The following is a 17,650-nucleotide window of genomic DNA, read 5'->3' as shown; positions in this document are numbered from 1 at the left end:
GAGAAGAATAATGGATCATAAAAAACGGTTTCTCCTGTTTGTCGTGCTGGGGCTCTTTTCTGCCAATGTTGCCAGTCAGGACAAATACGGCCCGGATTATCCCGGAGTGAAATTTACCCAGAAGATTTTTGGCGAGGACCGGCTGTATTTCCGCTTCGGCGCCATCCACATGTCCCCGGACATAAAAACCCGCTCGATCACTCTCAGTAATCTCTCTGAAATTGCTGAAGTGGCGGTGGAGCCTGGCGAGCAGGAAGGGGAGGCGTTCAGTGACCCGCTCACCATTCCGGCCGCCATCATCGGCTACAAGCTGCGCTGGGGGGATGGAGGCTGGTCCATTGAAACCATGGCGGCATTACCGCCCACGCTTGAGCTGAAGGCCAAGGGCAAGCTGGCGGATGAGCCCCTGGTCACCGAGGCCAACGGCATTCCCACCGGGGTGCCGGCACTGGGCGAAAAGGTGGGCGAAACCAAGGTGGCACCGCCCATGGTGACCCTGGTGAAGCGATTCCGCATGGATCACAACTTCCGGCCCTATGTGGGCCTGGGAGCCGTGTACCTGTTTACCTACGATAGCCACGTCACCAACCCGATTCTCACGGAAGTGGGAGAACCGGAGCTGGAGATTCAGGATAAATTCGGCTGGGTAGGGCAGATCGGCGCGGATTGGCGGCTGAGCGATCACTGGTGGCTGGCGGCGGATGCCAAGTACATCAGCGTCAAGGAAGTGAAAGCCAAGGTGGATCGCACCTTCATCCGCGCCCCGGGCCTTCCCCAGTATCAGTTCGCGGAAGTGGGTGATGCAGAATTCGTGGCTGACATGAATGTGTATGCCTTCCACCTGGGGGTGGGGTTCACGTTCTGACTTGCCGGCGGTAATGCGCCGGTATCAGGGGAAAGCGCTTTCGTTGACCATCGACACAAACCGTAGTCAGGCCTGATGTTTTTGGTCATTGAGACCTTGGCGGGAAACGTGAAATAGTATTTCAAATACTGTTTCCCGCTGGGCCTTGCTGATGTCAGTCGCCAACCACAATCACACGCTTGCCACTAAAGTCGTTACCGGCCATATGGTCGTGGGCGGCTTTGGCGTCGGTGAAGGGGAAGGTTTCCAATGGCAGGGGCAGCAGGCGACCGCTGGCAAACAGGGGTGCAAGACGGTCATTGAAGACCTGCGCCATACGGATGCGGTTTTCCAGCGGCTGGCTACGCATGGTCATGCTTTTCAGGGTCTGGCGTTTCATCAGCAGGGCGCCCAGATTCAGCTCCGTGGTCAGCCCGCCAAGAATGCCGATATTCACCAGGGTGCCCTCGGCGCGCAGGCCGCCGAGCAGGGCGTTCCAGTCCGGGCCGACCATATCCAGAATTACCGCCACACCCTGTCCGTCGGTGAGCGCATCAAGCTGGGCTTTCAAGGTACCGTCCTCGCACACCTGAGCCGCCAGGCCCATGTCGTTGGCGGTGTCCAGTTTACTCAGATCCCGGCTGCTGCCGATGGGGCGGGCGCCCAGCGCCGCGGCCAATTGGGTGGCGGCCAGGCCGACCCCAGCGGTGGCCGGGCGAATCAGGCACCACTGGCCGGGCTGCAAACCGCCTTCCAGAAACAACGCACGGTAGGCGGTCAGAAACGCCTCGGGCAGGGTGGCGGCGCGGGCAAAGTCCATGCCCTCGGGGATCGTCAGTGCTTCGCGTTCATGGGTGACAACCTGCTCCGCATAGGCACAGCCGGGCACCAGGCCCATCACCGCATCGCCCACTTGCCGTTGCTGCACCCGTTCACCCACGGCGCTGACCACCCCGGCGTATTCCAGCCCGGGAATGCGGCTGTCGGTGCCCGGCGGTGCCGGGTAGCGGCCCAGCACCTGCAACAGATCCGCCCGGTTCACGCCGATGGCTTTCACCTGCACGCAAATTTCCTCCGGGCCCGGTTGCCGGTCCGGCAGGGTGTCCAGTTGCAGTTGCTGATCCTCAATACACCAGGCACGCATGGTTGTGCTCCTTCAGGAAAAATGTATGGACAGTCTTACCTATCCGTTCACTGATCTGCCGCCGGCAGGGCAGCGTTTCAAGGTGGCCGACGGCGTCTACTGGCTGCGGTTTCCACTGCCCTTTGCCCTCGACCATATCAATCTCTGGTTGCTGGAAGATAACCATGGCTGGGTGATCGTGGATACCGGGTTGGGAGTACGCCGCAGCCGGGACATCTGGCAACAGTTGCTCAGCGAACAACTGGACGGCAAACCGGTGACCCGCATCATCGTCACCCATTACCACCCGGATCATCTCGGCATGGCCGGTTGGCTGCAGCAACACTGCCAGGCGCCGGTGATCATGAGCCGCGGCGAGTGGCAACTGGCCAGCCATATCTGCGACGCCAGTGATGAACAGACCATCCAGCGCTTCAAACATTTCCTCGGCAGTCACGGTTTGCAGGGTGATAACCTGGACAAGGTTGCCGGCAAGGGCAATGGCTTCCGCCGGGTGGTGATGCCCATGCCTACCGACCCGCAATTTATCGGCGCCGGGGACAGCCTGACCATCAATGGTCAGCACTGGCAGATTCACATTGGTCGTGGCCATGCTCCCGAGCACCTGTGCCTTTACCGGGAAAGCGATCGCCTGCTGATCAGCGGCGACCAGGTGCTGCCCACCATTTCCAGCAACCTGATGGTGCGCCCCACGGAACCGGAGGCGAACCCGGTGGTAGCCTTTGTGGACAGCCTCAAGGCAATTCGCGATGCCCTGCCGCAGGACACTCTGGTGTTGCCCGCTCATGGTCTGCCGTTCCGGGGCCTGCATAGCCGCATCAATACGCTGGCCGCCCACCATGATCAGCAGCTGGACCAGGTACAGTCCGCCTGCCGTCAGCACCCCCACAACGCCCACGACATTCTGCCGGTGATGTTCAATCGGGAGCTGGATGTGCAGCAGCTCATGTTTGCCATGGGCGAAAGCATTGCGCACCTCAATTGTCTGGTGGCGCAGGGCCGTGTACGGCGCGAAGATCGCGATGGGATCTGGCACTTCGCGGCCTGATTAGAGGGTGAGCTACAAGCTTCAAGCTGCAAGCTACAAGTCTCGGGCGAGCCAGGAATAAATTGCCAGGCCGTGCCCGCGTTACCGCGTTGGTTGCAACGCGGAGGAAAGCGCTGATCAGATGGCTATGCTGTTTTCCGCGCCTTGTAGCTTGCAGCTTGAAGCTTGCAACTGCTCTCACAACCACTGCCCCAACATCCCAATCCACATCACCAGCATCGGCACCACCAGCACAAAGAACAACCCGTTCCAGCGCCAGGCGATCCGGTAGGGGGAGCGGCCGATCAGCTGGCTGAGTACCAGCATGGAGGCAGTGAATGGCGAGGAGATCATCGACAGGCTCCAGGCGCACATCAGGCCCACGGCCAGCAGGCGTGGGTCTGCGCCCACACCATCACCTAGCAGCGATGCCAATAGCGTTACCGACACAATGGGGTTGAGCCCTATCTGTGCCAGCGCCACCACCAGCAACATGGCTGCTACTGCCATGGCCGCGCCCTGCAGGTGGGTGGCCAGCAACAGCTCGTGTAGCAGCTGTTGATCAATCAGTGGCGTGATCAGCGCACCCAGGCAGGCGGAGCCGCCCAGCACGGCAATTTCTCCGCGGTTGGCGCCGAAGATCAACCGTGAATGTCTGCCCAGCAAGGTGAGTGCTCGGGGCAGGCCGGTGCCGCCGCCCAGCCGCCGCCGTTGCAGTGCCATCCACAGCACCGCGGACAACGGGCAGGCCACCAGCACGGCGACGGGCAAACGCAGGTTCGCTGTCACCGACACGGCGAAGACGCTCAGGGTGATCACCAGCGCCAGCAGGGTGAACTGCCACAGGGGTGTCAGGGAGGGTGGCGCGGTGTGGGGTACCCGGCTGGCCAGATGGCTGGGCCGCCGTTGCCAGTCCAGCCACCAGCCCAGCAGGAAGAACAGGCCGGCGGTGGGCAAGGCCGCCGGTGCCAGTGTGGCCCAGGTAAGGCTCGGCATATTGGCCAGGATCACTGCCATAGTGATACCCAGCGGCGATACCAGTGGTGCCAGGGCAAAACCGCGCAGGATCGACAGCATCATGCGCCGCTCCCGCGCCGCCTGAATATCGTCATGGCCACCGGCGGCTTTCAGGGTATTGCTGCGTAGTACCATGGCACCGAACAGGTTGAGCACACCGATATTGATGATCACCCCGAACAGGGCGGTGCCCAGAGAGAGGGTAGGGTAGCGCAGGGCAGGCTTCTGCTGGATCAGGGTATTGCCGGCCTCACGCACCAGTCGTGAGCGCATGGCGGAGACTCGCAGCAGCCCCAGGGAAGACACAAAGGTGGCAAAGAAGCAGAGCCGATCCAGCGCCTGCAGCAGAATGGGGAAGGGCTGAGTCTCATGCCAGACAACCACGCCTGCCATGGCGATAACCACCAGCAGAATCCCCTTTGCCATCCGTACCTGACGGGGCCATTGCACCAGCAAATAAAGCAGCAGCGCGATGCGCGCCAGCCAGGCGCCGGCTTCCAGATCGAACACCAGAAACAGCAGGGTGCCCAGCATGCACAGGGGGAGGGAGGCGTTAAGCGTGTTTCTTACCTGCCGTAGGAGCCATGCTTGCATGGCGAATCAGCGGGCTCTTCGCCATGCAAGCCCCCAAGGGGATCTTCGACATGCTCCTACAGAAAGGATCATGATTGTGCTGCCTGCCGTGCCAGTTCCCGGGCAATGACGATTTGCTGGATCTGGGTGGTGCCTTCGTAGATCCGGAACAGGCGCACGTCACGGTAGAAACGTTCCACTGCATAGTCAGCCATATAGCCGGCACCGCCGTGAATCTGCACGGCGCGGTCGGCCACGCGGCCAACCATTTCGGAACAGAACAGCTTGCAGCAGGACGCATCCAGACTGACTTTTTCACCCCGGTCCTTGCTGCGGGCCGCTTCCAGAACCATGGAGCGACCGGCGAACATTTCCGCGCGGGAATCCGCCAGCATGGCCTGAATCAACTGGTGTTCGATGATGGGCTTGCCGAACTGTTTGCGCTCGGCGGCAAAGTTCACCGCATCCTCGATCAGCCGTGTGGCCACGCCCACACAGATAGCAGAGATATGCAGGCGGCCACGGTCCAGCACTTTCATGGCAGTCTTGAAACCGACCCCTTCCTTGCCGCCGATGATGTTCTCGGCGGGTACCCGGCAGTTATCGAAAATGATGTCGCAAGTGTGGGCGCCTTTCTGGCCCATCTTCACGTCGGCTTTGCCACGGGAAATGCCGGGGGTATCCCCTTCCACGATAAAGGCGGTAACGCCACCGCCCCCCTGGATCTCAGGATCGGTACGGGCCATTACCGTAAACAGCCCCGCATGGGGACCATTGGTGATATAGCGTTTGGTGCCATTGAGGATGTAGTGGTCGCCGTCCCGCTGGGCGCGAGTCTTCACCGCTCCGGAATCCGAGCCCACATCCGGTTCGGTCAGGCAGAAGGCGCCAATCACGTCGCCGGTGGCCAGCGCCGGCACGTATTTCTGTTTCTGCTCTTCGGTACCATCAATAAGGATGCCCTGGGCGCCGATGCCATTATTGGTGCCCATCAGGGAACGGAAAGCGGGGGAGGTGCGGCCCAGTTCGAAGGCCACCAGCACCTCCTCCTCCATGGTCAGCCCCAGACCGCCATATTCTTCGGGGATCGATAGACCGAATAGCCCCATGGCCTTCATGTCGGCGACAATGTCCTCGGGAATGGTGTCCGTCTCTGCCACTTGCTGCTCGGCAGGGACCAGCCGTTCACGGACAAAGCGGGCAATGGTATCGGTCAACTGAGTGAGGGTTTCGGCATCACGGATCATGGTCGGGTCCGGCGGTAGCATTGGGTCTTTTAGGGGGTGTGATCGCAGGGCGAATCTCTTGCATCGCACTCTGTCACGGCCTATCCTGCTCGTCAAGTTTTCAAAATAACATTCCGCACAGCGGACAAAGAGGTGGCGAGCTACAAGCTTCAAGCTGCAACACGGTAAAGGCACGGCCAGGCTGAAAGTGTTTCCTCCGCGTTTCATCTTCAGTGTCGTCATGCGTTGCATGATTAAACAGAGTGAAGCGCGACGAGGGCGTTTTCTTTTATTGCCACGCCGTATCGCGTTGCAGCTTGTAGCTTGAAGCTTTCAGCTCCCGGGAGAGTGCAAATGCTGGATGCCTATATCTACGATGGCCTGCGAACCCCCTTTGGTCGCCATGGTGGCGCGCTGGCGCCGATGCGGCCGGATGATCTGCTGGCCGGGGTGATTCGAGAGCTGGTGCAGCGCAACGGGTTCGAACCGTCCCGCTATGAAGACGTGGTGATCGGCAACACCAATCAGGCCGGTGAGGATGCCCGCAATGTGGCGCGGCACGCTGGTTTGCTGGCGGGGCTGCCGGAATCCGTGGCGGGGATTACCGTTAACCGCCTGTGTGGCAGTGGCCTGGCGGCGACTCTGGATGCCGCGCGCATGGTGACTGTGGGCGAGGGCGAGCTGATCGTGTCCGGCGGTACCGAGTCCATGAGCCGCGCGCCGTTTGTGATGGCCAAGGCGGAGAAAGCCTTCAGCCGCGATATGACCATCTTCGACAGCACCATCGGTGCCCGCTTCCCCAATCCGGCCATTCTCAGCCAATTCGGTGCCGACACCATGCCGGAAACCGCCCAGAACGTGGCGGACGATCTGGGCATTAGTCGCGAGGTATCGGATGCGTTTGCCGCGCGCTCCCAGCAGCGCTACGAGGCTGCCCGGGAGCGCGGTTTCTACCGGGAAGAAATCCTGCCAGTCACGGTTCCCCAGGGCCGCAAGAAAGCCCCGCTGACCGTGGCAGAGGATGAGCATCCCCGTGCCGGCACCACTGCTGAAAAATTGGCAAAACTGCCTGCTATCGTTGAGGGTGGCATCATTACCGCTGGTAATGCATCGGGCGTGAATGACGGCGCGGCGGCACTGATTATCGGTTCCCGTGCTGCCGGTGACGCGGCGGGCATCGCCCCCCGTGCGCGCATTCTTGCCGGCGCCGTGGCCGGTGTGGCGCCCCGGGTCATGGGCCTGGGGCCGGTAGAGGCCTGCCGCAAGGCGCTGGCCCGGGCCGGGCTGACCCTGGACCAGATGGATGTGATCGAAATTAACGAGGCGTTCGCTACCCAGGTCTTAGGCTGTTGCAAGCAGCTGGGACTGGCCGGCGATGATGAACGCCTGAACCCGAATGGTGGCGCCATTGCTGTGGGCCATCCACTGGGGGCGTCCGGCGCTCGCCTGGCCCTCACCGCCATGCGCCAGCTGGAAGCCACAGGAGGCCGCTATGCACTGGTCAGCCTGTGTATTGGGGTGGGGCAGGGCGTGGCCATGGTGATTGAAAGGCAGTGAACAGTTAATAGTGAATAGTTAACAGCGAAAAATTCAGGAAAAAAACATGCAGAGATTCGATTGGAAAGACCCGTTGTTGCTGGAAACCCAGCTCACTGAAGACGAGCGCATGATTCGTGATGCGGCCCATGATTACTGTCAGAGCAAACTGATGACCCGGGTGCTGGAAGCCAACCGGCACGAGATTTTTCACCGGGAAATCATGACGGAAATGGGCGAGCTGGGTTTTCTCGGTCCCACCATTCCCGAGCAATATGGCGGTGCCGGTGTGAACCATGTGAGCTACGGCCTGGTGGCCCGGGAAGTGGAGCGGGTGGATTCCGGTTATCGCTCGGCCATGAGTGTGCAGTCGTCGCTGGTAATGTTCCCGATTCATGCCTTTGGCAGTGAAGCGGTGCGCCAGAAATACCTGCCGAAACTGGCCACTGGCGAGTGGGTCGGCTGCTTTGGTCTTACCGAGCCGGATCACGGTTCTGACCCGGGCTCCATGAGCACCCGCGCCAAAAAGGTGGACGGCGGCTATGTGCTCAACGGCGCCAAGACCTGGATTACCAATTCCCCCATTGCCGACGTGGCGGTGGTGTGGGCCAATCTGGACGGCAAGATCACCGGCTTTGTGGTGGAGCGCAGCTTTGACGGTTTCACCACCCCTAAGATCGACGGCAAGTTCTCCCTGCGCGCCTCCATCACCGGGCAGATCATGCTGGATGACTGCTTCGTGCCGGACGAAAATCGTCTGGACGTCGAGGGACTGAAAGGCCCGTTCAGCTGCCTGAACAAGGCCCGCTACGGGATCAGCTGGGGCGCCATGGGCGCGGCGGAATTCTGCTGGCAGGCGGCGCGCCAGTACACCCTGGACCGTAAGCAATTCGGCCGACCACTGGCCGCTACGCAGCTGATCCAGAAAAAACTGGCGGACATGCAGACCGAAATCACCCTTGGCCTGCAGGGCGCGCTACAGCTGGGCCGGCTGATGGATGCCGGCAACTGGGCGCCGGAAATGGTGTCGCTGATGAAACGCAACAACTGCGGCAAGGCCATCGATATCGCCCGCCAGGCCCGTGACATGCACGGCGGTAACGGTATCAGCGACGAGTACCACGTGATCCGCCATGTGATGAACCTGGAGGCGGTAAACACCTACGAGGGCACCCATGATGTTCATGCCCTGATTCTGGGCCGGTCACAGACCGGGATTCCGGCTTTCGGTTGATTGCCTCTAGCGTTAAGAACCTTGAAGAAAGGTAAAAAAGCAGTCCTCAGGGCTGCTTTTTTATTTGGGTTCCTTTAATAGTGTTACCACGGCAGGGAACCGCCGAACGTCCAGGGACTCTGACCATGCAGACGACAACAAGGAATCATCATGCGCCCTTCAACACTTACTATCCCTTCTCTTCCCGTTTTGCTCGGCTCCGCCGGTATTGTTGTCCTGTTTGCTCTCTCAGGCTGTGATCAGGGAAAACCGGAATCTGATAGCCAGCAACCTACCGTTGAGCAGCAGAGTGAAAAGACTGAGCAACAGGTTCTCAGTGGTAAAGTGATGTACCGCGAGCGCATGGCCATGCCGCAAGGCGCAACGCTCACGGTAACCCTGGAGGATGTATCGCTGGCCGACGCGCCGTCCAAAGTGATCGCCGAGCAGCATATCGACGACCCGGGCCAGGTACCGGTGCCCTTTACCCTGCGTTATGACAGGGATGCCGTAATGCATGATCATCCAATGGCTTATGCAGTACGCGCAGAAATCCGTGGCGCGGATGGGCAGTTGCTGTGGCTCACCACCGAACGACACACCGCTGAACTGGGCGAACGTGCCAGTGGTGAAGAGATCACTGTCATGTTACAGCGGGTTGGCGCCGAGCAATCCGCGGAGGCACGACCGAAAACAGCCATGGTGAAGGCGAAGGAAGCGGGAGCGTCATTCTGGGCCGTCGGTAACGAGCCTGGCTGGCATCTGGCAATTTACCCGGACGAAAAGCTGGTCTTTGTGGGCGACTACGGTGAAACCACGGTAACCACTCCGGACCCAGGGGCGCAGACCGAAGGCACGGAAACCATTTACCTTGCCAACACCGACACTGACCAGCTGAAAGTGGAAATTAGTGAAATGCCCTGCGAGGATACCATGAGTGGCGAGACCTTCGATTTTCAGGTGAAGGTCACCAGTAACGAGAAGCTCTACGGTGGTTGCGGCCGGGATCTGTAGACGGCCATACATGCTGGCGTTTGCTGCTGGCATGGATTAGCGGTGAAGGAAATCCGCTGAAACTGACAAGGGGGAAGGATGAATGTTGAGTTATCTGGCTCTGGGCTTGCTGATATTTGTGGCGCTGGTGCTGTTTTACGGCATCATCGTTATCCACGATATCCCCTATGAAATTGCGAAGAAACGGAATCACCCTCACCAGGATGCCATCCATGTGGCCGGTTGGGTGAGCCTGTTCACTCTGCACGTGCTTTGGCCTTTCCTGTGGATCTGGGCAACGCTTTATCGCCCTGAGCGGGGCTGGGGCTTTCAGCAGATTCAGGAACAGCAACAGGTTGATGAGGCGTTGTTGGTTGCCTTGCAGGAAAAGCTGGATGCCCAGGCTGAGCGGATTGCCAGCCTGGAAAGCAGATTGGAGGAGAAAGCCTGATGGAAATGCTCATTCTCCTCACCTATACCGCGATCTGTGTTTTTATTTTCAAACTGTTCAAGATTCCGCTGAATAAATGGTCGGTGCCCACCGCTGTACTCGGGGGCGTTGTTCTGGTGGGGGCCATGGTGCTGGCCATGAACTACAACCACCCGTTCACCCGCAAGGTTCGTCAGGTCTATGTGGTGACGCCGATAGTGCCGGAGGTGCGTGCCCGCGTACAGGAAGTCCTGGTGACACCAAACACCCCGGTGAAGCAGGGCGATCCACTGGTCATACTCGATGATACCCGCTACAAGGCCAGGGTGGCTCAGTTGGAGGCGCAGCTGGCAGATACCAGTCAGCTTGCACAAGGCAATGTGGTGTCTGTAGCGGAAGCGCGAGCCAGAGTCAGGCAGGTTACGGCCAAACGTGACCAGGCGGTAGGCACCCTGCGCCGCTACGAAGGGGCGTTGTCTGCGTTCAGCAAGCAGCAGGTCGATACGCAGCGTCAACTTGTGACGGCGGCAAATGCGGAGCTGGAAGCCGCGCGAGCAGCGTTGGCCAAGGCAGAAACCCAGCTCAATGGGTCCGTGGATGGTGACGACCCGGCGGTAGCCGCCATCAAGGCGCAATTGGAAGAGGCGCGTTTTGATCTGCAGAACACCATCATTCGGGCTCCCCTGGATGGGTTTGTTACCCAGTTGGCGGTTCGTCCGGGCATGATGGCGGTGCCTTTGCCGCTCAAGCCGCTGGCCAATTTTGTGAATAGCGAGAAACGCCGCTATGTGGGCGCCTTCCGCCAGCAGTCCCTGCTACGTTTGCAGGCCGGCAACGAAGCGGAGATCACCTTCACCTCGTTACCAGGGCAAGTGTTCACTGGCAAGCTTGTGGAAGTATTGCCGACGATTGCCGAATCCCAGTTGTCGGCGGGCCAGCAGTTGCTCGGTAGTGACGCCTTCCGGCGCATGGATAATGAAGCCCTGGCAATCATCGAACTGGAACCCAATGAGAGTGTAGAGGCACTACCGATGGGTGTTAGCGCCCAGGCAGCCGTCTATTCAGAGCATCTTCACCATGTGGCGATTATTCGCCGCATGCTGTTGAGGATGATGAGCTGGCAGCATTACCTCTATGTGGATCACTGATCCTTATCGCGGGCGGCCATGTGCCGCCCTTTTTCATCCGGTGCCAGCAGGTGATAGACAAATCGCCCGACGCCAAGCCATAACAGGGCACAAAGCGCAAAGAAGAAAATACTGCCGTCCTGGTACAAGGCCCACAGTAGCGGTGCGAAAATGACACCGGTGACGGGCAGGGCAACACCGACGGCCAGCCGCTTGCGGCGGCGCAGGCTGTCATCGTCTCGGCTGAGGGGATCGGTCATGGCAAGTCGCGTATTCGGATAAAGGCGGCATTTACCTTACCATAGCGGCTCTCGCCAGTGATCACCCCGGAGTGTGCCATCAAAGGTTATCCCGTTCCCGCCGGTCCCGTTGATCGGGAACTGCTGATCAACAAAAGCCGTTTCATCACCTGGCTGCGCCCGGTAGCCAGCCGCGAACAGGCCATGGCCGTGATCGACGAGGCCAGGGCTCGATACCCGGATGCCAGCCACCATTGCTACGCCTACCTGCTGGGTAATCCGGCTTCTGCGCAAGCCGCCATGAATGACGATGGCGAGCCCTCCGGCACCGCCGGCAAACCCATTTTCAATGTGATCCAGCACAAGGGCATGAGTGATGTGCTGGTGGTGGTGAGTCGCTATTTCGGGGGAGTGAAACTGGGGGCGGGCGGTCTGGTCCGTGCCTATGCGGCAGCGGCAGAAGCGGTGCTGGCGGAAGTGGAACGGGTGGAAAGTGTTCCGCAAGTCACCTGCCGGCTGGAATTGGACTTTCCCCTGGAGCAGCGCCTTCGTCACTGGGCGGACCAGAATGCGGCAGAGGTGCTGGAGGTGCACTACAGTCAATCGGTGGCGATGACGCTGCGTTGCCCGACGCAGTATCTGGAGGATCTGGAGAGTCTCTGTGCGGCGGAACAGATTGCCCTGATAACACTGTGACCGCTTTGGCGGTCAGGGCGTCGTTATCGGCCCTGTCTTTCTTCCTGACACGGCGGCAAGGTGGTGATTGCGCGTCGCCTTGCCAGCAAAGCGACGGATGAATAAAGGCCTGACCTTGCCGATAAGAAACCAGACGGAGTCACCATGTCAGAGAAACCGGTCATCGACCCGAATCCTCATACCCTGCCCGATATCCTGGCATCCCTGCCGGATGATACCCCCATCGTCATGCTCAACCTGCTTCGCTTTAACGAGACCGCGCGCTACAAGGATGGTGAAGTCGATTACAGCGGTCGTGAGGCATACCAGAAATATTCTGACGTGGCCTTTGGCAAGGTGCGCGGCGTTGGCGGTGAGCTGGTCTGGAAGGGCAAGGCCCTGGCCGGCGTGATTGCCCCGGACGCAGAGAAATGGGACGACGTGCTGCTGGTACGTTACCCCTCCAAACAGGCCTTCGCCTCCATGCTGGCCGACCCCGAATACCGCGAAGCCACCAAACACCGCACCGCCGCCCTGCAGGAAGCGCGGCTGGTGGCCATGCAGGAAGGGTGAGAGGCAGTTAATAGTGAATAGTTAACAGTTAACAGCGAAACCAGTCCCAGCGTCAGACGTGGGAGCTATCTTGAATGCGTCGTTTGGCCTGAGGAGAGTGGTGATTGGGAGCATAATTCGCTATTACTTGTTCACTGTTAACTGTTCACTGGGTTTCTCATGTCCAACCAACCTGTAGGCATTCCCATTCCCGGCGGTCACACCATGCGTGCCCGTTGGCTGCGCCCTGAAACGGCCAATCCTCACCAGGCGGCGGTGATCGCGATCCATGACATCTTTGGCTACACCGAGGATATCGAGCGCATTGCCCAGCGGCTGGCCGATAACGGTTATCCGGTACTGGTGCCTGATCTCTACGATCTGCCGGGCAGCAAGGCGCTTTGCGTAGTGAAAACCCTCAAGGCCCATGAAACCGGCAAGGGCCAGACCTTCGAGCAACTGGACGCCTGCCGTGAATGGTTGCTGAATCAGAGGGAAGAGGCGGTCACCCAGGTGGGGGTGATGGGCTTCTGCATGGGCGGGCGCTTTGCGGTGCTCTACGCCAGCCAGGCACCGGTCCAGGTGGTGGCGCCTTTCTATGGTGGTATGCCCAAAAACGTGAAAGAGGTGAGTGGCATCTGCCCGGCTGTGGGGGGCTGGGGACGCACGGACATGATCTATGGTGATCATGGCGATCGTCTGGCAAAGCATATGGATGCGCTGGGTGTGCCCCATGACATCAAGACCTATGAAGACGTGGGCCACTCCTTCATGAATGACCACCAGACCTTTACCTTCAAGAAACTGGGGCCGTTTCCGCCGCTGCGTTCAAAATTCGATGCGGGTGCGTCAGAGGACAGTTGGAAGCGGGTGCTGGCGTTTTTTGAGAAGGTGTTTGCCGGAGAGATCTGACGCTCACGGCACCTTTGCCGTAGCTGTTGGAGCCATGCAAGCATAGCTCCAACAGTCAGGTCAGGATCCTGTTGGCGCCTTGTTTACAAGGCGAACCTTATCGGATTACTCGGGGCAGTCTGCGCTTACCCATTCCCCTTCGCTGGTCGACACCATCTTGTTGCCCGGCATGGTCATGTCGATGACGCTGGTGTAACCGGTGTCGCTGTGTAGCGTCACTGAGCCTTTCATTGTGCTCTTCATGCCATTCTGGTTGCAGGATGCCTCCCAGGTGAGGTTATCTCCGTTGCGATCAACCTCGCCCAGGTCACACCCTTCCGCGTTCCAGTCCTTGCGCAGGGCAGTAACCACGTCCTCTGCCTGACCGGCGCTGAGGCAATCCTGCTGAGTATGAGCCCGCATCTGCGGCGGCAGGTTGTCGCCTTCCATGGTGGTATTGATCTGCCACAGGCCCGGCTTCAGGTCGCCGGCCAGCACCGGGGCGCACAGGCCAAGCAGCGTTGCCAGCAGTATCTTGTGTTTCATGTCGCGTCCCTTTTGTCACAAAACGGAATATCTTCCAGCCTAGCAATGGCCGGCGATGTGCTCAATTGCCGCTTACGATGGCCGCTGGCTTGCCGGGAATTCGCACAGATCTGCGATCAGACATTCGCCACATTTGGGTTTGCGGGCCGTACACACATAGCGGCCGTGCAGGATCAGCCAGTGATGCGCATCGCGCAGGAACTCCTCCGGCACCAGCCGTACCAGCCGTTTTTCCACTTCCAGCACATTCTTGCCCGGTGCAATGCGGGTGCGGTTGGATACCCGGAAAATGTGTGTATCTACCGCCATGGTGGGCAGCCCATAGGCCGTATTGAGCACCACATTGGCGGTTTTGCGACCCACACCGGGCAGGGCTTCCAGCGCTTCGCGGGTACGCGGCACCTGGCTATCATGCTGCTCAAGGAGAATTTTACACAGCTGAATGATGTTTTCGGCCTTGGAATTAAACAGGCCGATGGTCTTGATGTACTCTTTAAGCCCGTCGACCCCCAGGGCGAAGATCGCCTCTGGTGTATTGGCCACCGGATAGAGCCTGGCGGTGGCCTTGTTCACCCCCACGTCCGTGGCCTGGGCAGACAGCACCACGGCCACCAGTAACTCGAAATCGCTGCTGTATTCCAGCTCGGTGGTGGGGTGGGGGTTCTGATCCCGCAGACGGGTAAAGATTTCAGTTCGTTTTTCGCGATTCATAACAGCTTCCCGTTGTCGCGGGCAGTATAACGGATCATTCGGTGGCTGTGAGGGGCAAGCCCCAGCCGCCTACAAGGAGAAAGGGATGCAGTTTTCCGCCATGGAAACTCTCATGGTCGCATTGTTGGTTCTGGGCGCCGGGCAGTGGATCGTTCACAAGGTGGACTTGCTGTCGCGGCTGAACATGCCGGAGCCGGTTGTGGGTGGTTTGCTGGCGACCATTGTGGTCACTGCCATGCAGCTTTCCGGTATCAGCCTGACCTTTGATGAAAGCATCAAGACACCCGCCATGCTGTTTTTCTTCGGTGCGGTAGGCCTGGCCGCGGACTTTCGCCTGCTGCGCCGGGGCGGCTGGGCCATGCTGTTGTTCGCGACACTGGTAATCGTGCTGGTGGCACTGCAGGATCTGGCCGGGGTGATGATGGCCAAGCTGATGGGGCTGGATGCCTGGTATGGCCTGATTGGCGGCTCGGTGACCATGACCGGTGGCCACGGCACGGGGGCCGCTTGGGCGGGGGTCTTCGAGCGGGACTTCGGTCTTACCGGCGTCAGTGAACTGGCGGCGGCGTCTGCCACTTTCGGTCTGATATTCGGGGCGCTGCTGGGCGGGCCACTGGCCATGTTCCTGATTCGTCGCTACCGGCTTGCCGCACCGGCCCATGGTGCGGCGGTGGAAGACGCCGGGCATGACGAAGCGGAAACCCCTCGTCCCATTTCCGCCGCCAGCGTGATTCGCATCATGATGTTGCTGTCAGTGGGTGTGGTGGTCGGCACGGTGGCGGCGGAAGAGTTTGCGTCCGTGTTCCGGTTGCCCACCTTTGTCTGGGTGCTGTTTGTCTGCATTGTGCTGGGTAACACGGCTCGCCGACTGTGGCAGGTCAACGATGCCACCATCGATGTGGTGGGTAACACGGCGTTGGGGATTTTCCTGGCGATTACGTTAATGAGTCTGCAATTGTTGCAGCTGGTGGATCTGGCCCTGCCCATGATTGCCATGCTGCTGGTGCAGGTGGGGCTGGCGCTGGCGTTTATTACCCTGGTGACCTTCCGGCTGATGGGGCGCAACTATGATTCGGCGGTGCTCTGTGCGGGCCATTGCGGTTTTGCCATGGGGGCGACGCCCACAGCGGTGGCCAACATCCAGGCGGTGACCCAACATCATGGCCCGTCACCATTGGCGTTTATCATCGTGCCGGTGATAGGGGGCTTTATCGTGGATATTGCCAACGCGACGATCATCCAGACGTTTGTATCGGTGTTGTCGGGGTGATCGTAAAGGCGCCATAAAAAAGCCCGCAGACGCGGGCTTTTTTATCCAGGCAAGAAAGGGTTACTGGGTAACCACTTCCCCTTCTTCGATACGCAACCGCTCGCCGGGCTTTTTGTCCATGCGAATAGTGTCTTCCTGATCATTGAAGACATAGGTCACGTCATAACCTTCTGTACGACTCTTGTCTTCCATCACGGTGTTACAGCGCTGCTCCGTGGTGGTGTAGGTATTTTTTTCCTGCATACCTTTCTGGATTTGATTACCTGCTACACCACCGGCAATGGCACCACCCGCGGTAGCCGCATCTTTACCGCTACCACCGCCAAACTGGTGGCCGATCACACCGCCAACCACAGCACCGACAACACTCCCGGTAACCCTGTGTTGGTCTTTGACCGGTTTCTTGCGTTCCACGGTTACCTGCTGACAGACCTCACGGGGTTCCTGCCAGGTTTTCACAATCGGGTCCACATTCACCACTTCGGCATAGCCTGAGGTAGCGGGGGTTATGGCCTGGTAAGCGCCATAGCCGACACCGGCGATGGCCACGGCCCCTACGATACCCAGGGCGGCAACTGCTGCGCTTTTCATGGCTCACTCCTTATTGGTTGGTTGTGCCTAGTATGATCCTGTAATGGCCATAATGTTCGTTGCCTGGCGCACACCAAGTGCAAAAGAATGTGAATTTAAGGGAGTCTTTGGGTCACTCCTTGCATACTCAGCGTGGCCTGAAGGGTGCAGCTGTTGTGTTTTGTCGCGACGGACAGGGTGGCTCCCTTTCCTAGCGACAAAGCGCAGCAGATGGGCCCTTCAGGCCGCGCCCTCCGGGTCTTTCAGGCTGGCCCGTACTCGTTGTTGCAATGTCTCGATGGGTGGACACACACCTTCAACATTGCGCCTAGATTACGAATCAGTCTGAAAGACTGAGTATGCAAGGAGTGACCCAAAGACTCCCTCGCCGTTCAATAGAACGCAAAAAATTACATGTACAGCAAATAAATGGGCATGATGATCTCTTCTTCATCGTCCATGTGGCGGTGCAGCAGCCGGATCAGTTTGTCGGCCTGGGCGTGGGCTTCACTAATCACCTGGGTTGCCGGTTTTTGTTCTGCAAAACGGCGCAAATTGCGATCCAGTTCTTCCAGGCTGGCCTCCAGCACCCCGTGATCCTGCTCGAGAAGATCGAAGCCGGCGGTCAGTCTGGGATGATCCCGGCGCAGAACCGGAAACACGCTACTGTCCTCGTAGCCATGATGGCTGTGCAGATTGCGCAGCAGGCTTTTACCAAGCTGCTCCACCTCCACCATTCCATCCATGTCTGCACCGGCTGATTCGCGCTGGTTCAGTAGCTGCTCAAGGCTTGCGTGGTAATGGCGAGCCTGTCGTTTCAGGCTGTTGTGGTTGCGCTGCAAGGGGCGAGCGTTGCTGATCAGGTAATTTTCATGCTCACGCCATTCCTCGCGAGGCAATGCGATCAGTCTGTTGCGCACCTCTTCCGGCAACCCTTGCCGTGATAGCACATGATGATCTGATTTGAATGCCATGATTCGCTCCCTGGTTGATGGGGGCACTATAGGTTTTTGTTTGCCGGCAATGAATCGGGTTAAATGATGCCGTTTTATCAGACCATCTGATC

Annotated in this window: 19 protein-coding genes; 11 read left to right on the top strand and 8 right to left on the bottom strand. The window is 59.3% G+C overall.

All coding sequences use genetic code 11. The features are described 5' to 3' along the window. The first annotated feature begins 10 nt into the window (after positions 1-10). Positions 11-865, top strand: coding sequence for an OmpW/AlkL family protein (locus tag ACMG4N_RS13070; RefSeq protein WP_272962474.1), 855 nt, complete (start codon positions 11-13; stop codon positions 863-865). A gap of 154 nt (positions 866-1,019) precedes the next feature. Here the strand turns inward: ACMG4N_RS13070 and ACMG4N_RS13065 are convergent, their stop codons facing one another. After that, positions 1,020-1,988, bottom strand: a complete 969-nt coding sequence (locus ACMG4N_RS13065) for an NAD(P)H-quinone oxidoreductase (protein WP_414431999.1) — start codon at positions 1,986-1,988, stop codon at positions 1,020-1,022. A 25-nt stretch (positions 1,989-2,013) separates the two neighbouring features. Between ACMG4N_RS13065 and ACMG4N_RS13060 the strand changes: the two genes are divergently transcribed. After that, complete coding sequence (locus ACMG4N_RS13060) at positions 2,014-3,036, top strand: MBL fold metallo-hydrolase (protein WP_414431997.1); 1,023 nt, start codon at positions 2,014-2,016, stop codon at positions 3,034-3,036. A 177-nt stretch (positions 3,037-3,213) separates the two neighbouring features. Here the strand turns inward: ACMG4N_RS13060 and ACMG4N_RS13055 are convergent, their stop codons facing one another. Further along, positions 3,214-4,626: a hypothetical protein gene (locus ACMG4N_RS13055; protein ID WP_414431996.1), complete on the bottom strand. Its 1,413-nt coding sequence runs from the start codon at positions 4,624-4,626 to the stop codon at positions 3,214-3,216. 68 nt (positions 4,627-4,694) lie between these two features. Continuing rightward, positions 4,695-5,852 carry an acyl-CoA dehydrogenase family protein gene (locus tag ACMG4N_RS13050; protein WP_414431995.1) on the bottom strand — a complete coding sequence of 386 codons (1,158 nt, stop codon included), beginning with the start codon at positions 5,850-5,852 and terminating at the stop codon, positions 4,695-4,697. Between the two features lie 333 nt (positions 5,853-6,185). Here ACMG4N_RS13050 and ACMG4N_RS13045 point away from each other — a divergent pair, with 333 nt between their 5' ends. From ACMG4N_RS13045 to ACMG4N_RS13025, 5 genes are all read left to right on the top strand, one after another. Next, on the top strand, positions 6,186-7,388 hold the full coding sequence (locus ACMG4N_RS13045; RefSeq protein WP_414431993.1) for a 3-oxoadipyl-CoA thiolase: 1,203 nt from the start codon (positions 6,186-6,188) through the stop codon (positions 7,386-7,388). A 46-nt stretch (positions 7,389-7,434) separates the two neighbouring features. Continuing rightward, on the top strand, positions 7,435-8,601 hold the full coding sequence (locus tag ACMG4N_RS13040; protein WP_414431992.1) for an acyl-CoA dehydrogenase: 1,167 nt from the start codon (positions 7,435-7,437) through the stop codon (positions 8,599-8,601). Positions 8,602-8,751: 150 nt separating this feature from the next. Beyond that, positions 8,752-9,594: a YbaY family lipoprotein gene (locus tag ACMG4N_RS13035; RefSeq protein WP_297769098.1), complete on the top strand. Its 843-nt coding sequence runs from the start codon at positions 8,752-8,754 to the stop codon at positions 9,592-9,594. 82 nt (positions 9,595-9,676) lie between these two features. Further along, on the top strand, positions 9,677-10,024 hold the full coding sequence (locus ACMG4N_RS13030) for a DUF3302 domain-containing protein (protein WP_297769100.1): 348 nt from the start codon (positions 9,677-9,679) through the stop codon (positions 10,022-10,024). Then, positions 10,024-11,151 carry an HlyD family secretion protein gene (locus tag ACMG4N_RS13025; RefSeq protein WP_297769103.1) on the top strand — a complete coding sequence of 376 codons (1,128 nt, stop codon included), beginning with the start codon at positions 10,024-10,026 and terminating at the stop codon, positions 11,149-11,151. The genes ACMG4N_RS13030 and ACMG4N_RS13025 overlap by 1 nt, the downstream gene beginning before the upstream one ends. On the opposite strand, the gene ACMG4N_RS13020 is transcribed toward ACMG4N_RS13025, so the two are convergent. After that, the gene (locus ACMG4N_RS13020; protein ID WP_297769106.1) at positions 11,145-11,390 is read right to left on the bottom strand and encodes a hypothetical protein; all 246 of its coding nucleotides are present in this window, start codon (positions 11,388-11,390) and stop codon (positions 11,145-11,147) included. The genes ACMG4N_RS13025 and ACMG4N_RS13020 overlap by 7 nt on opposite strands. A gap of 57 nt (positions 11,391-11,447) precedes the next feature. On the opposite strand from ACMG4N_RS13020, the gene ACMG4N_RS13015 reads away from it, so the two are divergent. From ACMG4N_RS13015 to ACMG4N_RS13005, 3 genes are all read left to right on the top strand, one after another. After that, positions 11,448-12,065, top strand: coding sequence for an IMPACT family protein (locus ACMG4N_RS13015; protein WP_414431991.1), 618 nt, complete (start codon positions 11,448-11,450; stop codon positions 12,063-12,065). Positions 12,066-12,209: 144 nt separating this feature from the next. Next, entirely contained in the window at positions 12,210-12,617 is a 408-nt protein-coding gene (locus tag ACMG4N_RS13010) for a DUF1330 domain-containing protein (RefSeq protein ID WP_414431990.1), read from the top strand. Between the two features lie 159 nt (positions 12,618-12,776). Further along, entirely contained in the window at positions 12,777-13,508 is a 732-nt protein-coding gene (locus ACMG4N_RS13005) for a dienelactone hydrolase family protein (protein WP_414431988.1), read from the top strand. Positions 13,509-13,613: 105 nt separating this feature from the next. On the opposite strand, the gene ACMG4N_RS13000 is transcribed toward ACMG4N_RS13005, so the two are convergent. Then, positions 13,614-14,033 (bottom strand): DUF3617 domain-containing protein, encoded by a 420-nt coding sequence (locus tag ACMG4N_RS13000; protein ID WP_297769115.1) that lies wholly within the window; start codon positions 14,031-14,033, stop codon positions 13,614-13,616. A 72-nt stretch (positions 14,034-14,105) separates the two neighbouring features. Continuing rightward, positions 14,106-14,744 carry an endonuclease III gene (gene nth / locus ACMG4N_RS12995; RefSeq protein WP_297769118.1) on the bottom strand — a complete coding sequence of 213 codons (639 nt, stop codon included), beginning with the start codon at positions 14,742-14,744 and terminating at the stop codon, positions 14,106-14,108. 85 nt (positions 14,745-14,829) lie between these two features. Here nth and gltS point away from each other — a divergent pair, with 85 nt between their 5' ends. Beyond that, on the top strand, positions 14,830-16,014 hold the full coding sequence (gene gltS / locus ACMG4N_RS12990; RefSeq protein WP_414431986.1) for a sodium/glutamate symporter: 1,185 nt from the start codon (positions 14,830-14,832) through the stop codon (positions 16,012-16,014). Positions 16,015-16,074: 60 nt separating this feature from the next. Here the strand turns inward: gltS and ACMG4N_RS12985 are convergent, their stop codons facing one another. Together ACMG4N_RS12985 and ACMG4N_RS12980 are read right to left on the bottom strand one after the other, a co-directional pair. Beyond that, the gene (locus ACMG4N_RS12985; protein WP_297769124.1) at positions 16,075-16,605 is read right to left on the bottom strand and encodes a glycine zipper 2TM domain-containing protein; all 531 of its coding nucleotides are present in this window, start codon (positions 16,603-16,605) and stop codon (positions 16,075-16,077) included. A gap of 389 nt (positions 16,606-16,994) precedes the next feature. Further along, entirely contained in the window at positions 16,995-17,558 is a 564-nt protein-coding gene (locus tag ACMG4N_RS12980) for a hemerythrin domain-containing protein (RefSeq protein WP_297769127.1), read from the bottom strand. Positions 17,559-17,650 lie beyond the last annotated feature (92 nt).

Source organism: Alcanivorax sp. IL2 (assembly GCF_047495475.1).
In the GTDB taxonomy this organism is placed as follows: domain Bacteria; phylum Pseudomonadota; class Gammaproteobacteria; order Pseudomonadales; family Alcanivoracaceae; genus Alcanivorax.
The sequence above is the reverse complement of the archived record's forward strand: the minus strand, read 5'-3'. Positions and strand labels throughout refer to the sequence as shown.

Bases quoted from the DNA above. Each gene is read 5' to 3' on its own strand.
- ACMG4N_RS13070 (WP_272962474.1), top strand. From the start codon at position 11: ATGGATCATAAAAAACGGTTTCTCCTGTTTGTCGTGCTGGGGCTCTTT.
- ACMG4N_RS13065 (WP_414431999.1), bottom strand. From the start codon at position 1,988: ATGCGTGCCTGGTGTATTGAGGATCAGCAACTGCAACTGGACACCCTG.
- ACMG4N_RS13060 (WP_414431997.1), top strand. From the start codon at position 2,014: ATGGACAGTCTTACCTATCCGTTCACTGATCTGCCGCCGGCAGGGCAG.
- ACMG4N_RS13055 (WP_414431996.1), bottom strand. From the start codon at position 4,626: ATGCAAGCATGGCTCCTACGGCAGGTAAGAAACACGCTTAACGCCTCC.
- ACMG4N_RS13050 (WP_414431995.1), bottom strand. From the start codon at position 5,852: ATGATCCGTGATGCCGAAACCCTCACTCAGTTGACCGATACCATTGCC.
- ACMG4N_RS13045 (WP_414431993.1), top strand. From the start codon at position 6,186: ATGCTGGATGCCTATATCTACGATGGCCTGCGAACCCCCTTTGGTCGC.
- ACMG4N_RS13040 (WP_414431992.1), top strand. From the start codon at position 7,435: ATGCAGAGATTCGATTGGAAAGACCCGTTGTTGCTGGAAACCCAGCTC.
- ACMG4N_RS13035 (WP_297769098.1), top strand. From the start codon at position 8,752: ATGCGCCCTTCAACACTTACTATCCCTTCTCTTCCCGTTTTGCTCGGC.
- ACMG4N_RS13030 (WP_297769100.1), top strand. From the start codon at position 9,677: ATGTTGAGTTATCTGGCTCTGGGCTTGCTGATATTTGTGGCGCTGGTG.
- ACMG4N_RS13025 (WP_297769103.1), top strand. From the start codon at position 10,024: ATGGAAATGCTCATTCTCCTCACCTATACCGCGATCTGTGTTTTTATT.
- ACMG4N_RS13020 (WP_297769106.1), bottom strand. From the start codon at position 11,390: ATGACCGATCCCCTCAGCCGAGACGATGACAGCCTGCGCCGCCGCAAG.
- ACMG4N_RS13010 (WP_414431990.1), top strand. From the start codon at position 12,210: ATGTCAGAGAAACCGGTCATCGACCCGAATCCTCATACCCTGCCCGAT.
- ACMG4N_RS13005 (WP_414431988.1), top strand. From the start codon at position 12,777: ATGTCCAACCAACCTGTAGGCATTCCCATTCCCGGCGGTCACACCATG.
- ACMG4N_RS13000 (WP_297769115.1), bottom strand. From the start codon at position 14,033: ATGAAACACAAGATACTGCTGGCAACGCTGCTTGGCCTGTGCGCCCCG.
- nth (WP_297769118.1), bottom strand. From the start codon at position 14,744: ATGAATCGCGAAAAACGAACTGAAATCTTTACCCGTCTGCGGGATCAG.
- gltS (WP_414431986.1), top strand. From the start codon at position 14,830: ATGCAGTTTTCCGCCATGGAAACTCTCATGGTCGCATTGTTGGTTCTG.
- ACMG4N_RS12985 (WP_297769124.1), bottom strand. From the start codon at position 16,605: ATGAAAAGCGCAGCAGTTGCCGCCCTGGGTATCGTAGGGGCCGTGGCC.
- ACMG4N_RS12980 (WP_297769127.1), bottom strand. From the start codon at position 17,558: ATGGCATTCAAATCAGATCATCATGTGCTATCACGGCAAGGGTTGCCG.